Origin of the sequence: Streptomyces sp. NPDC051105 (assembly GCF_040682795.1) — a bacterium.
In the GTDB taxonomy this organism is placed as follows: domain Bacteria; phylum Actinomycetota; class Actinomycetes; order Streptomycetales; family Streptomycetaceae; genus Streptomyces.
Map to the genome: position 1 here is coordinate 360,564 of NZ_JBFBBR010000008.1, position 13,594 is coordinate 374,157.

Below are 13,594 nucleotides of genomic sequence, written 5' to 3' on the forward strand. Positions count from 1 at the left end.
GGCTGGTGGGACATGCCGAAGGCTCCTCCCGAGCGGGTCGGGGAGGAGCCTTCGGCGGCCGCGGGCGGTCGGCCCGGTCAGGCCTTGGCCACGATCAGGTGGATGCCGTAGGCCACGGCGGCCGCGCAGGCCGCGAAACACAGGTAGGCGGCGGTCACGGCCAGGGCCGCGGAGTTGCCCTGGGCCGTGGCGCGTTCGCGGGCGGAGAGGCCCTTGATGCCGAGGGTGAAGAGGGCCACCATGCCCACGGTGACCACGAGGCTGACGCCGAAGACGGAGCCGATGGCTGCCCAGTCGATGTTCATGTCGGTTCTTCCTCGGGGGTCAGACGGTCGCGGCCGGGTCGGTGGCGGCGGCCGGCGCGGGTGACGGGGCGGGGGACGGGATCGTGGCGGTGAGGTCGTCGGTCACCGTGCCCGCGGGCGGCGGGGTCACGGCGGCCATCGCCGCGGTCACCACGCCGGCCGGCTCCGCGCCGTCGGTGTCGTTGACGTTGGCGCTGTCCACCACTTCGCGGCGGGAGAGCTTCCAGATCGCGCCGCTGGAGGCGACGAGGAAGACGGCGACGACCGCCGTGCCCCAGTCGCCGAGGTCCGTCACGGACTCGGCGAGCGCGCCGACCAGCGCGGCCGCGGGGAGGGTGAGCACCCAGGCGATCATCATGCGGGTCGCGGTGGACCAGCGGACCGCGCCGCCCTTGCGGCCCAGGCCCGCGCCCATCACGGAACCGGAGACGACGTGCGTGGTGGAGAGGGAGAAGCCGAGGTGGGACGAGGCCAGGATGGCGGTGGCCGCGCTGGTCTGGGCGGCGAAGCCCTGCTGCGGCTGGAGGTCGGTCAGGCCCTTGCCCATGGTGCGGATGATCCGCCAGCCGCCGATGTAGGTGCCGAGCGCGATGGCGAGGCCGGCGGAGAGGATGACCCAGGTGGGAGGGTTCGAGTCGGGTGCGACGGCACCGCCCGCGACCAGCGCCAGGGTGATGATGCCCATCGTCTTCTGCGCGTCGTTGGTGCCGTGCGCGAGTGAGACCAGGCCGGCGGAGGCGATCTGGCCGGCGCGGAAGCCCTTGCGGGTGGCGTTGTCGTCGGCGTTCTTGCCGATCGCGTACGACAGGCGGGTGGAGAGCATCGCCGCGAGGCCCGCGACCACGGGGGCGGCGACCGCGGGGAGCAGGACCTTGGTGACCAGTACGTCGCCGTGGACCGCGCCGAAGCCGGCGGAGGCGACGGTGGCACCGATCAGACCGCCCATCAGGGCGTGCGAGGAACTGGAGGGCAGGCCCACCAGCCACGTCACCAGGTTCCAGAGGATCGCGCCGACCAGGGCGGCGAAGATGACCTCGGGGCGGATGCCGTTCTCGTCGACCAGGCCTTTGGAGATCGTGTTGGCGACCTCCACGGAGAGGAAGGCGCCCACCAGGTTCAGCGCGGCGGACATGGTCACCGCGATCTTGGGCTTGAGTGCGCCGGTCGAGATGGTCGTGGCCATCGCGTTGGCGGTGTCGTGGAAACCGTTCGTGAAATCGAACGCGAGTGCGGTCACCACCACAATCGCGAGGATCAGCGAGAAGTTTTCCATTTACCCAGACAATCTATAGAGGTCATCGGCCGTTGGACCGTAGGCAATCTGGATGAACGGAAGGTGAACTGAGGTGGTCTCTGTGGTGTCTGTGATCGGACGCGAGGTAATCGCGTGCGGGGACGGGCGAGGCCGCCGTCCCGTTTCCGGTCCGGCGGCCCGGTCGCCCCTTGGCTAGGAGCCCTTGGCGAACGACTTCAGCCGGCTCGCCGACCCGTTGAAGAGATTCTGGTCACCCGGCAGGCTGCCGCTGTTGTCGTACTGCCAGAAGGTCCAGTGCGACCATCCGGCCGGCAGTGCTCCCGCGTCCGCCGAGCCGTGGCGGGCGATCCACAGGGCGTGGCTCGCCGCGAAGGCGCTGCTGCCGCCGGTGCAGAGGTTCCACCAGTGGGTGGTCGTGTAGATCACCGGCCGCTGACCGGTCTCCCGCTTCAGTTCGTCGCTGAAGGACTTGATCCACTTGATCATCGTGGAGTGGCTCAGCCCGTAGCACCTGTGCTTCTTGTCGTACGGGTTGTACTCGATGTCGAGCGCGGGCGGCAGGGTCCAGCCGTCCGCGGTCCAGGTGCCGCCATGGCCCGCGAAGTACGCGGCCTGCCGGGCGCCCGACGACTTGTTCGGCAGGGCGAAGTGGTAGGCGCCCCGCATGATTCCGGCCTCGCGTGAACCGTTGTACTGCTGGCCGAAGTACGGGTTGCGGTAGGTGGTGGACTCGGTCGCCTTGATGTAGACGAACGTGGCGCCTTTCGCCTTGGCGCCCGACCAGTCGACGTTCTCCTGGTGCGAGGAGACGTCGTGCCCCTTCGGCAGGCTCGCCGCGGACGCCGTCGGCCCGGCGAACACGGTCGCGCCGCCCGAGAGGGCGAGCGCGGCCACGGCCGCCGCGAGGCCGCGGGCGAGGTGACGGTGGTGGTGGCGTCGGTGGCGTCGGTGGCGCGACGGAGAGCGGTCACGGGCCATGTTTCCCCCCGGAATGGCGACGTGTACGAAAAATCGTCCAGAGATTATTGGAAGATCGGCGTATCGTCGGCGATCTTCGGCCAAGCCATGAAATGGGGTTTTTGTGCCGTTTTGCCCTCTACTGGATTCGGGACGTCCGGCCTAAAGTGCCCGCCGTACAAGCCGGTTGAGGCGCTGCCTGACAGGATCGGGCCATGGCTGAGCAAGGGCGGCACGAGCGCGACGGACGGGACGGACGCGGCGGCGCGCAGGGTGTGTCGGAGCCGCGAAGGCGGGGTGTACGCGCGGAGGAGGCGAGCGCCTGGCGCGAACTCGTCGCCACCGCCCGCCGTACGGTGGCCGACGGACTGGTCGTCGGCACCTCCGGCAACGTCTCGGTCCGCGTCGGCGACACCGTGCTGGTCACACCGTCGGGCGTGCCGTACGAGCGGCTCACCCCCGACGACGTGACGGGCGTCGACCTCACCGGCCGCCAGGTCCTCGGCACCCTGGTCCCGACCAGCGAACTGCCGATGCATCTCGCGATCTACGGCGGTACGGACGCCGGTGCCGTCGTGCACACCCACGCCGTCCACGCGACGGCCGTCTCGACGCTGGTCCCCGAGCTTCCGGCGATCCACTACATGTCCGCCGCGCTCGGCGGTGCCGTCCGGGTTGCCCCGTATGCGACATACGGCACCGAGGAGTTGGCCGAGAACATGCTCCGCGCCTTGACCGACCGCTCCGGCTGCCTCCTCCAGAACCACGGCACGATCACCTACGGCACCACGCTGACCCAGGCCTACGACCGCACGGCCCAACTGGAGTGGATGTGCCGCCTGTGGCTGACGGCGTCCTCGGTGCCGGGTCTGACCCCGACCCTGCTGTCACCGGAACAGGTGGCGGAGGTGGGGGAACGGCTGCGGGGGTACGGCCAGCAGACGGGGTGAACCCCGATGGGCCCGCTTCCTCTCGTCGGACTCCTTGAGCTTTTCCGCCGCGAGGGCGCCGGGCCGTGGGTCCGTGCCGGCGTGCCCGCCTTCGTCCTGCAGCGCTGCCCGAGTTCTGTCCGTCCCGAGGGTGCCGGGCCGCGACGCCCGTTCGTGACGGCGTGCCGCCTCCTTCTCGTCGCGTTCTTCTGGCCGCACTGCTGCCTTCCTTCGCCGCGAAGGCGCCACGCTTCGACGGCGCCACGCTTCGACGGCGCCACGCTTCGACGGCGCCACGCTTCGAGGGCGCCACGCCGCGACGTACCTTTCCGGCGGTGCCGAACCCGTGGGCCCGCTCTCGAAAGCTCCGCCCGCGCGACACTCGGCCCCCTTCTCCACTGGCCGCCGTCCCGGTCCGCCCCGACACTGGACAGGTGCGCCCAGTCAAAGTCACGGCTGCCGCCGTCGGTGCCGTACTCGCCGCCGGTGCGGCCGGCGTGGCCGCGGGGAGGTTCGCCAGTGGCGCCGCGCTGAAGGCGCCGCCGGGCCGGCCCCTGCCCACCGAGCCCCGGCTCACCGTGCACGGCGCCGCGGCCGACCGCGTCACCCTCACCCGGGACCTCGCCTCGCTGCGCCCCGGCACCTACGGCCTGGCCGGCGACGGCTCGCACGCGGTCGTCGGCGCCGTCCTGGAGTCCGCCGCGAGCACCCCCGACACCGTCGTACGGCGGCTGGAGCAGGTGACCCACGGCACCCTCGAGACCGGCGACAAGGTCTGGCTCACCCCCAACGTCCACATCGGCAACCCGGGCTCCGCCCTGGGCCTGGACCACGCCGACGTCGACCTGCCCGGCGAACTCGGTTCGCTGCCCGCCTGGTTCGTGCCCGGCTACCGGGACACCTGGGTGATCGCGGTGCACGGTCTCGGCACCACCCGCGAACTCCCCATGAACGTCATGCGGTTCCTGCACGGCCGGCGCCTGCCCGTCCTCGCCCTCGCCTACCGCGGCGACCTCGGCGCCCCGCGCTCCCGGGACGGCCTGAACCACCTCGGCGAGAGCGAGTGGCGCGACCTGGACGCGGCGATCCGCTACGCCGTCCGCTACGGCGCCCGCCGTGTCGTCCTGTACGGCTGGTCCACCGGCGCCACCATGGCGCTGCGCGCCGCCGCCCACTCGGCGCTGCGCGAGCGCGTCTCCGGGCTGGTCCTGGACTCGCCGGTGCTCAGCTGGGAGGCCACCCTGCGGGCCCTCGCCCAGGCCCGGCACACCCCCGAGCCGCTGCTGCCGCTCGCGGTGCGCGCCGCCCAGGGGCGTGCCGGCCTGCACGCCGACCACGTCGGCGCCCCCGTCGACCCGGAGCAGCTCACCGTGCCCACGCTGATCGTCCACGGCCCGGACGACGCGGTGGCCCCTTGGACGTACTCCCGTCGGCTCGCCGCCCGGCGCCCCGACCTCATCGCCCTGCACACCGTGCCGGACGCCCCGCACAGCGCCATGTGGAACGCCGATCCCCAGCAGTACGAGGAGCGCCTGCGCCGGTTCCTCACGCCTCTGATGTGATGTCCCCTCTCGTGCGAGATGGCGCCCTTGATGTGATTTTCTCCGCACGCGCGGCCCTTCCCTGACCAGGCCCCGACGCAAGCCGGAAGCCCCGATTCCAGTCGGTCCCGAGGGTTCCGTTTAAGGCCGTACCACTGGCCTGAACATGTCTCCTCGCCTCCCGTCGGGCCCCGTGCGTTGGCCAGCCCCGTCGCCCGCCGTGACATTCCGTTTGGGTTTTCGGACCGTCAACCGGAAGACTGCACCCGTGACGTCCCGTATCCCGCGCGACTCAAGGCTTCGACTCGTCCGAACGCGACCCCTGGCCGCCGCCCCCCGAGCGATGAACCAGCGGCCCGCGCGCCGCCCCGCACCCCGCCCGCCCGAGGGCACCCCGGCCCCCGCCGAACTGGCCAGAATGGCGCGGTCCGGGCTGGCCGGGGCGGCCCGAGTCGCCCGGTGGGCCGACACGGCCCTCGGGCCGGGCAGCGACGGCGCGACCGCCGACGGCAAGGCCACTCTCTCCGAGGCGTCCGCCGAACGCGCGTCCGGCGATCTGGGCCTGACCCTGGCTCAGGTCCGCGCCGACTGGGACACCGCCCGACTCGCCGGACTGGTCGAGGTACACGGCGACAGCGCACGCCCCGGCTGGCGCCTGCGCGCCTGGGATCGCGACGACAGCGCCGTGCTGCGCGGCTGGGTCGCCCTCTTCGACGCCTGGTCGCTCGCCCATCCGGAGCCGGCGGAGTTCGAGGCCGCCGCCGTCGCCGAGGTGGTCTCGGCCATGCCCCAGGTGCTCTCCTTCCTCCAGCTGTCCGCCGGCCCCGTCCCGGTCGAGCAGCTCCTGGACCTGCTGCGACAGCGGGTCACCGAACTGCGCACCGAGCGCTGCGAGGTCCCCTACGAGACGGAGACCGGGATCGGTGGCGGGTCCGGGTCCGCCGTTCCCGTCGCCGCCTTGTCCCACGCCCGCACGGACCTGGTGGACCGCGCACCGGCCGACGATCCCGCCCCCGCGGAGGACGCCGAGCTCGCTCCCCTCCTCGACTGGTCCCTGCACGCGCTCGCCTCCGTCGGCGCGCTGACCTACGGCGGCGGTCAGGCCACCCTCACCCCGCTGGGCAGCTGGGCGGTCTGGGTCAAGCTGGAGCAGATCTGCGTGGCCGCGCAGAGCCCCGCCGGGAACATCGAGGTCGCCGCCGAGGAGATGCTGCGCGGCTGCGCCCAGCTCCGCCCCAACGCGGCCCGCGCCGAGTACCGCGCCTGGCTCGCCGCCCGCCCCGTCGGCAGCGCCGTCGCCGAACTCGTCGCCGCCGCCCGCGGCGAGGACGCTCTGCTGCGCGGCCTCGCCTTCGAGGCGCTGCGTGTGGTCGGCGCCCCCGCCGAACCGGACGTCCGCGCGGTCGTCGACGAGCCGACCCTGCGGCCGTACGCCCTGCTGTGGCTGGCCGAGCACGACGGGGTCGATCCGGAGGACGCCCACGAGGTGCTCACCCGCGAAGAGGCCACCTGGCTCTGGGTGGACACGGCCGCCGCGGTCGCCGACCACGGTGAGGCACCGCTGCTGGTCCGCCATCTGGAGTCGGCGCTGCAGCCCACCGTCCCCGCACTGCTCGACGAGGTGCGCGCCGTCGGTCACCCGCGCACCGTGCAGGTCCTGGTCGCCCTCGCCGCCGCCCACCCCGACCCGGCGCTGGCCAAAGCCGTCCGCCGGGCCGCCTTCCAGGTGCACACCGGCGGATGACGGCGGAGGCGGGTCGGGAGGGTCAGGCCGCTATCTCCGGGGCGTAGGTGCCGAAGCTCCAGATGTTGCCCTCGACGTCACGGGCCATGTAGTCCCGCGAGCCGTAGTCCTGGTCCGTCGGGGGCATCAGGATCTCGGCGCCGTGGTCCACGGCCCGCTGGTGGTGTGCGTCGACGTCGTCCACGACGATGTACACCCCGGTCGGGCCCGCGCCCTCCATCGCCGCGTCGAAACGGCCGCCGCGGCCCTGGGAACCCAGCATGATCGCGCCGTTGCCCTGCACCAGCTCGGCATGGAGCACCATGCCGTCCTCGCCCTCGTACACCGACAGTTCGGTGAAGCCGAAGGCCTCCGTCAGTTGCTTGATCGCCGCCTTCGCATCCGCGTAAAGCAGCGACGGATAGATGCTCGGCCGTCCGCCGGTCGTGCCTGCCATGCCGATCACTCCCCTTGTGTGCCGGTCCCCCGAAAGCCTTCGTCCGGTCTGCTGCACAGTCTGGCACCCGGCACTGACAACGCCCCCGGCCCGCGCCGCCGGTGCAGGCCGGCGACCCCATGGCTCAGCTGTTCATCGGTTCATCTCATCAGTTCACTCAGCGGTTCATCGGAAGGTGTTGCACTGCGCCATGTCTCCGGTCCGGTACCCCTGGTAGAACCACTGCTGGCGCTGCCGTGCCGATCCGTGCGTCCAGGTCTCCGGCGTCACCCGTCCCTGGTACCGCTCCTGGATCCGGTCGTCGCCCACGGCCGCCGCCGCGTCGAGACCGTCCCGGATGTCGGCGTCCGTCAGGCTGGTGATCAGGGGCCTGCCGGTCGACTCGTCCTTCGTGGTCGTCGCGTGCCGCGCCCACACCCCGGCGTAGCAGTCCGCCTGGAGCTCCACCCGTACCGCGTTGCTGTTCACACCCGTCAGGTTGTCCTGCGACCTGCTCAACGTGCCCATCAGGTCCTGCACATGGTGCCCGTACTCGTGCGCCACGACGTACGCCTGGGCGAACGGGCCGCCGGTCGCGCCGAACTTGGACCGCAGCTCGTCGAAGAAGCCGAGGTCCAGATAGACCTTCCGGTCGCCCGGGCAGTAGAACGGCCCGACCGCCGAGGTCGCCGTCCCGCACGCGGTGCCGACTCGCCCGCCGAAGAAGACGGTCGGGGCGTTCGTGTAGGTGCCCCGGCGCTCCTGGAACTCCTGCCTCCAGAAGTCCTGCACGCTGTTGACCACCGCCACCATCCGGCAGTCGTCCTTGGTGTTCGCGTCCCGTCCGGTACGGCAGCTCTGCTGCACCTGCGCCAGAGAGGAGGAGGTGGGAGCGGGCGAGCTGTCACCGGAGGAGAGGCCCAGCTGGTCGGGGCCGATACCGAGGAACAGGGCGAGGAGCAGTGCGATGAGGCCGGCCAGGCCGCCGCCGATGGTCGCCTTTCCGCCCGGGACGCGGCTGCCGCGCACGTCCTGGACTTCGGAGGTGTCCAGGTTCGCATCGTCGTCGAACTGCATGGGGCACCGCCTTCTGCTCGCACCGTCCTCCGCATCCACCTTGCGCCATCCCGGCCGCCACTTCGCGCCGATGGCCCGACGAACGCCCGATCGGGCGACGTCCCGCCCCACCCCCGCGTCACGCCCATCCCCGCCTCGCGGCCGTGACTACGCTCTGCGCCTGATCCATGGGACAAGGACGCCCACCCGGGCGCCGAAGGGGGTAGCGGTGCCCGTTCTGCCACACAGGACGACCCCACCGCCCGGCACAGCCGACGGCTTCCGCACCGAGGCCCCCGGCACGGACGGCCTCCGGGCCGCGGTCGCCACAGTCGACGGCCCCCGCAGCCCCGTCCCCGCGATCGGCGGCCTCCTGGAAGCGGCCCCCACCACGGACCCCTCGCGGGCCCCTGCCAACGGCGCCCGGAACCAGGCCCCTGCAGCCGCCCCCATCAGGGCCCCGGCCTCCGTTCCCCATGGCCTCCGGCCTCCGGCCCCGGTCCCCGCTCCCGACTGCCTCCGTGCCCCGGCCTCGGTTCCCGACTGCCTCCGGCCCCTGGCCCCCGTACCCGTACGCCCACCTGACGGTCCCCGCATGTCCGCCCCATCGCCGCCTCCCGCCGATGTCCACCCGGCCTCCTTCCCCTCAGCCCTCGCCTCACGCCGGCCCCCCACCCGCCACCGCCTTCCCGTCACCCTCGCTCGCCACCTCCTCCGCCTCGCTCTCGCCGCGCTCCTCGCCGGTGTCCTCCTCTGCGTGGTTCAGCAGGTTCGGCCCGCGCCCTACGGCGACCACCTCACCCCCGGTCCGGCGGCGCACAGTGCACGCGCGCGTGGGGCGGTGGTCGAGGCGTATGAAGGGCGGACCCTGCGGTGGCGGTACGCGCGCGTGGGGCGGCGTCCGCTGAGCGTGCTGCCCGCGCGCGGGCACGCGTTCGCCGTCTGGGACGACGGGCTCGTCACCGACACCGACGGCCGTTCCGTGCGCTGGCACCGCGCCCTGCCCGCGGCCACCGGCTGGCTCCGGCGACAGGGCGGCACCGGCGTCCTGCGCCCCCTCGGCCGCGGCGTCCTCGCGGTCGTCACCCCGGCCCGCATCGCCGCGTACCGCACCTCGGACGGCGACCTGCGCTGGGTGCTGCCCGCCCGCGCGGGCTGTGCGTTCCGTCCCGAACGTGCCGTACGTCACGGCCCCGCCCTGCTCGTCGCCCAGCCCTGCGCGCACGGCGCCTGGACCGCGCAGCTCATCGCCGTGGACGACCTCGGCCGGATCGCCCCGCACCGCGCACCCCTCGGCAACGATCTCCCCGGTAGCCGCCCCGAACACCCGCACGCCGAAAAAGCGCTTGCGCCGCCCCGTTAGACTTGGCCCATGGCCATTCTCCTCGCGCATTAGACGGCGGGAACGCCCTCAGCCGCCCACCCGTCAAACCCCGTACGCACTGGAGTCTGTCCGTGATCTCCGCCTCCGGTATCGAGTTGCGCGCCGGTGCGCGCGTCCTCATCGAGAACGCCACCTTCCGCGTCGCCAAAGGCGACCGCATCGGTCTGGTCGGCCGCAACGGCGCCGGCAAGACCACCCTCACCAAGGTCCTGGCCGGCGACGGCATCCCCGCCGCGGGCACCGTCACCCGCTCCGGCGAGGTCGGCTACCTCCCGCAGGACCCCCGCACCGGCGACCTCGACGTCCTCGCCCGCGACCGCGTCCTCTCCGCGCGCGGCCTCGACGTGCTGATCCGCAAGATGCGCGAGAACGAGCAGCGCATCGCCAACGGCCAGGGCGCCACCCGCGAGAAGGCGCTGCGGCAGTACGAGCGCCAGGAGACCGAGTTCCTCACCAAGGGCGGGTACTCCGCCGAGGCCGAGGCCGCCACCATCGCCGCCGCGCTCAACCTGCCCGACCGGGTGCTCGGCCAGCCCCTGCACACGCTCTCCGGCGGTCAGCGCCGCCGTATCGAGCTGGCCCGGATCCTGTTCTCGGACGCGGACACGCTCCTGCTCGACGAGCCGACCAACCACCTGGACGCCGACTCGATCGTCTGGCTGCGCGACTACCTGAAGACCTACCGCGGCGGCTTCATCGTGATCTCCCACGACGTCGACCTGGTCGAGACGGTCGTCAACAAGGTCTTCTACCTGGACGCCAACCGCTCCCAGATCGACGTCTACAACATGGGCTGGAAGCTCTACCAGCAGCAGCGCGAGGCCGACGAGAAGCGCCGCAAGCGGGAGCGCGCCAACGCCGAGAAGAAGGCGGCCGCGCTCCACTCGCAGGCCGACAAGATGCGCGCCAAGGCCACCAAGACGGTCGCCGCGCAGAACATGGCCCGCCGCGCGGACAAGCTGCTGGCCGGCCTGGACGCCGTCCGGGTCTCCGACAAGGTCGCCAAGCTCCGCTTCCCGGACCCCGCGCCCTGCGGCAAGACCCCGCTGACCGCCGAGGGCCTGTCGAAGTCGTACGGCTCGCTGGAGATCTTCACCGACGTCGACCTGGCCATCGACAAGGGCTCCCGGGTGGTCATCCTCGGCCTCAACGGCGCCGGCAAGACCACCCTGCTGCGGCTGCTCGGCGGCGTCGAGCAGCCCGACACCGGCGAGGTGCTCGAGGGCCACGGCCTCAAGCTCGGCTACTACGCCCAGGAGCACGAGACCCTGGACCCGGAGCGCACCGTCCTGGAGAACATGCGCTCGGCGGCACCCGACATGGACCTCGTCGAGGTCCGCAAGGTGCTGGGCTCGTTCCTGTTCTCCGGCGACGACGTCGACAAGCCGGCCGGTGTCCTCTCCGGCGGTGAGAAGACCCGGCTCGCCCTGGCCACCCTGGTCGTCTCCTCGGCGAACGTCCTGCTCCTCGACGAGCCGACCAACAACCTCGACCCCGCCAGCCGCGAGGAGATCCTCGGCGCCCTGCGCACCTACAAGGGCGCGGTCGTCCTCGTCACCCACGACGAGGGCGCCGTCGAGGCGCTCCAGCCCGAGCGGATCATCCTGCTCCCCGACGGTGTCGAGGACCTGTGGGGCGCCGACTACGCGGACCTGGTCGCGCTCGCCTGAGAACGGGTCCTGTCGTCCTCGCTTGATCGAATGCCTGATCCACTGGCTATGGATCATTCGGCTTAGCGGTGATCCATCATCTGAGTGAGATCTCCTCGTATCGAGGTGTGTCCTGCACCGATTTCGCGGCCGATCCCTTTGTCGACAAGGGGTCGGCCGCTTTCCGTGTCTGACCTGGTACTTCGTGGAAGAACCCGTTCGGCCCCATGGGCAGCACCCCCAGGAATCATGGATTCCGCTTGTGGGGATGCGCTCCTGTCGTCACAACGATGTCTCACGGACCTTGCCGAATGGGTGGCCATCGCGCCCCGGAGGGGTGATCATGAGGGGACCAGAGCGCACTTCCCATGAGGAGGCACGGGTGGCCGAGACTCTGAAGAAGGGCAGCCGGGTAACCGGCGCCGCGCGCGACAAGCTCGCGGCAGACCTGAAGAAGAAGTACGACTCCGGTGCGAGCATTCGGGCACTGGCCGAGGAAACCGGCCGCTCGTATGGCTTCGTCCACCGGATGCTCAGTGAGTCGGGTGTCACGCTGCGTGGGCGTGGCGGGGCGACGCGGGGAAAGAAAGCCGCGTCCTGACCCCGGGCGGCCCACCGCTTCGATGGTGGCCACCCGGTCGGCCGACTGATCGGCCGGGTGGTTACTGTGCAGTCACTTAGCATGCCGTACGGCAATGCGTGATGACCGCACACATCGGAGGCGCCCCATGGCTTCGCCCGACCAGGATCTCGTTCCTGTTCTCGACAAGGACGGCGTACGGCTCACCGTGGACGACGCGCTCGCCACGGTGACGTTGACCAACCCGGCCAAGCGCAACGCCCAGAGCCCCGCGCTGTGGCGGGCGTTGGCGGAGGCCGGGCGGTCGCTGCCGGGGTCGGTCCGCGTTGTCGTGCTGCGCGGTGAGGGCCAGTCCTTCTCCGCGGGCCTCGACCGGCAGATGTTCTCGCCGGAGGGGATCCCGGGCGAGCCGACCTTCGTCGAACTCGCGCGCCGTGACGACGCCGGACTCGACGCGACCATCGCCGAATACCAGCAGGCGTTCACCTGGTGGCGACGCAACGACCTCGTGTCGATCGCCGCCGTGCAGGGTCACGCCATCGGGGCCGGCTTCCAGTTGGCTCTCGCCTGTGACCTGCGCGTCGTCGCGGACGACGTGCAGTTCGCCATGCGCGAGACCAGCCTCGGCCTGGTGCCCGACCTCACGGGCACGCACCCGCTGGTCTCCCTCGTCGGCTACGCCCGCGCGCTGGAGATCTGCGCGACCGGACGGTTCGTACAGGCCGAGGAGGCGGTGACGTCGGGGCTCGCCAACCTCGCGGTGCCCGGTGCCGAACTCGACGCCGCCGTGCGGGACCTGGCCGCGGCGCTGCTGGCCGCGCCCCGGGACGCGGTGGTGGAGACCAAGGCGCTGCTGCGGGGCGCCGGCGACCGTACCTACGAGGAGCAGCGGGCCGCTGAGCGGCAGGCTCAGGCTCGGCGGCTGCGGGACCTGGCGGGCGTGGGCGAGTAGTTCGGTGCGGGCGGGTGGGGGGCTGGTCGCGGCCACGCGGCGACAGCCGCGTATCGACACAGTCCCGCGCCCCTTTCGGGAGGCTTCAGCCGACGCCCGTCACCAGCACGGCCACCGTGGGGTGCTCCTCCAGTGCCGCGCCGACCGCTGAACGGACCCTCCTGGCCACGTCCACGGCCCTGAGCCCGTCGGTCAGTGCCACCTCCACCCGCACATGCCGACGCGGCAGCGCGGCCTCGAAGTGCACCTCCCGGCTCAGCGCCCCCGTCACCCGCACCACCCCCGGCACCGCCAGCGCCGCCGTCGTCACCCGCGCCCCGTCCGGATCGGCGCCCTCCCGGACCGACGGCGGCCGAGGCGGACGTACGGCCTCCGGCTCCGCCCGGTCCGCCGCCAGCAGGTCGGTCACCCGCAGGTCCACCTCGGCCACCGCCAGCCCGAGCCGTGCCGTCGCCGCGGCCGCCAGGACCCGGCGCAGTCGGGCCGCCGTGGTCGGCAGCGGCTCGTCGGCGGTCGCCGCGAAGTCCGCCGACAGCCGCAGCGGCCCCGGCGGCACGGCACCGGGCGGTGGCGGTACGACGGGTTCCGCCACGTCCTCCGGATCCGCCGGCGCGATCCGCACCGCCCCCAGCCGTACCCCCGGCACCTCGGCCGCCGCCCGCCGCAGCACCGCGTCGGCCGCCGCCTCCGTGAGCCACGCCCCGTCGTGCGGGCCGCCCAGCGGGAGCAGTCTGCCGAAGCCCAGGGGATGCCGTACCGCGTCTGTCCACCGGTCCGCCGTCATTGCTCCAGCCTGCCGCATCACCGGGGCGTGACAGGGCATCCGC

Annotated in this window: 13 protein-coding genes; 7 read left to right on the plus strand and 6 right to left on the minus strand. The window is 72.3% G+C overall.

All coding sequences use genetic code 11. The features are described 5' to 3' along the window. Nucleotides 1-77: 77 nt before the first annotated feature. The 3 genes from AB0N16_RS22095 to AB0N16_RS22105 form a co-directional block, all read right to left on the minus strand. Entirely contained in the window at nucleotides 78-305 is a 228-nt protein-coding gene (locus AB0N16_RS22095; protein WP_365799159.1) for a hypothetical protein, read from the minus strand. A 19-nt stretch (nucleotides 306-324) separates the two neighbouring features. After that, nucleotides 325-1,578, minus strand: coding sequence for an inorganic phosphate transporter (locus tag AB0N16_RS22100; protein WP_365799161.1), 1,254 nt, complete (start codon nucleotides 1,576-1,578; stop codon nucleotides 325-327). Nucleotides 1,579-1,752: 174 nt separating this feature from the next. Next, nucleotides 1,753-2,538 (minus strand): lysozyme, encoded by a 786-nt coding sequence (locus AB0N16_RS22105; protein WP_365799163.1) that lies wholly within the window; start codon nucleotides 2,536-2,538, stop codon nucleotides 1,753-1,755. Between the two features lie 194 nt (nucleotides 2,539-2,732). Between AB0N16_RS22105 and AB0N16_RS22110 the strand changes: the two genes are divergently transcribed. The 3 genes from AB0N16_RS22110 to AB0N16_RS22120 all read left to right on the plus strand — a co-directional run bounded on the left by AB0N16_RS22110 (nucleotide 2,733) and on the right by AB0N16_RS22120 (nucleotide 6,731). After that, on the plus strand, nucleotides 2,733-3,467 hold the full coding sequence (locus tag AB0N16_RS22110; protein WP_365799165.1) for a class II aldolase/adducin family protein: 735 nt from the start codon (nucleotides 2,733-2,735) through the stop codon (nucleotides 3,465-3,467). A gap of 413 nt (nucleotides 3,468-3,880) precedes the next feature. Beyond that, a complete protein-coding gene (locus AB0N16_RS22115) occupies nucleotides 3,881-5,008 on the plus strand; it encodes an alpha/beta fold hydrolase (protein WP_365799167.1) in 1,128 nt (375 codons plus the stop codon). Between the two features lie 322 nt (nucleotides 5,009-5,330). Beyond that, nucleotides 5,331-6,731, plus strand: a complete 1,401-nt coding sequence (locus AB0N16_RS22120) for a hypothetical protein (RefSeq protein WP_365799169.1) — start codon at nucleotides 5,331-5,333, stop codon at nucleotides 6,729-6,731. A 22-nt stretch (nucleotides 6,732-6,753) separates the two neighbouring features. Here the strand turns inward: AB0N16_RS22120 and AB0N16_RS22125 are convergent, their stop codons facing one another. After that, on the minus strand, nucleotides 6,754-7,167 hold the full coding sequence (locus AB0N16_RS22125; RefSeq protein ID WP_362568351.1) for a VOC family protein: 414 nt from the start codon (nucleotides 7,165-7,167) through the stop codon (nucleotides 6,754-6,756). A 165-nt stretch (nucleotides 7,168-7,332) separates the two neighbouring features. Then, a complete protein-coding gene (locus AB0N16_RS22130; protein ID WP_365799171.1) occupies nucleotides 7,333-8,223 on the minus strand; it encodes a neutral zinc metallopeptidase in 891 nt (296 codons plus the stop codon). A gap of 736 nt (nucleotides 8,224-8,959) precedes the next feature. Between AB0N16_RS22130 and AB0N16_RS22135 the strand changes: the two genes are divergently transcribed. The 4 genes from AB0N16_RS22135 (at nucleotide 8,960) to AB0N16_RS22150 (ending at nucleotide 12,767) form a co-directional block, all read left to right on the plus strand. After that, nucleotides 8,960-9,565 carry a hypothetical protein gene (locus AB0N16_RS22135; protein ID WP_365799173.1) on the plus strand — a complete coding sequence of 202 codons (606 nt, stop codon included), beginning with the start codon at nucleotides 8,960-8,962 and terminating at the stop codon, nucleotides 9,563-9,565. Nucleotides 9,566-9,657: 92 nt separating this feature from the next. Next, the gene (locus tag AB0N16_RS22140) at nucleotides 9,658-11,256 is read left to right on the plus strand and encodes an ABC-F family ATP-binding cassette domain-containing protein (RefSeq protein WP_365799175.1); all 1,599 of its coding nucleotides are present in this window, start codon (nucleotides 9,658-9,660) and stop codon (nucleotides 11,254-11,256) included. Between the two features lie 361 nt (nucleotides 11,257-11,617). Continuing rightward, nucleotides 11,618-11,836, plus strand: a complete 219-nt coding sequence (locus AB0N16_RS22145) for a helix-turn-helix domain-containing protein (protein WP_046727957.1) — start codon at nucleotides 11,618-11,620, stop codon at nucleotides 11,834-11,836. 127 nt (nucleotides 11,837-11,963) lie between these two features. After that, the gene (locus AB0N16_RS22150; protein WP_365799177.1) at nucleotides 11,964-12,767 is read left to right on the plus strand and encodes an enoyl-CoA hydratase/isomerase family protein; all 804 of its coding nucleotides are present in this window, start codon (nucleotides 11,964-11,966) and stop codon (nucleotides 12,765-12,767) included. 85 nt (nucleotides 12,768-12,852) lie between these two features. On the opposite strand, the gene AB0N16_RS22155 is transcribed toward AB0N16_RS22150, so the two are convergent. Further along, entirely contained in the window at nucleotides 12,853-13,551 is a 699-nt protein-coding gene (locus AB0N16_RS22155) for a nucleopolyhedrovirus P10 family protein (protein ID WP_365799179.1), read from the minus strand. Nucleotides 13,552-13,594 lie beyond the last annotated feature (43 nt).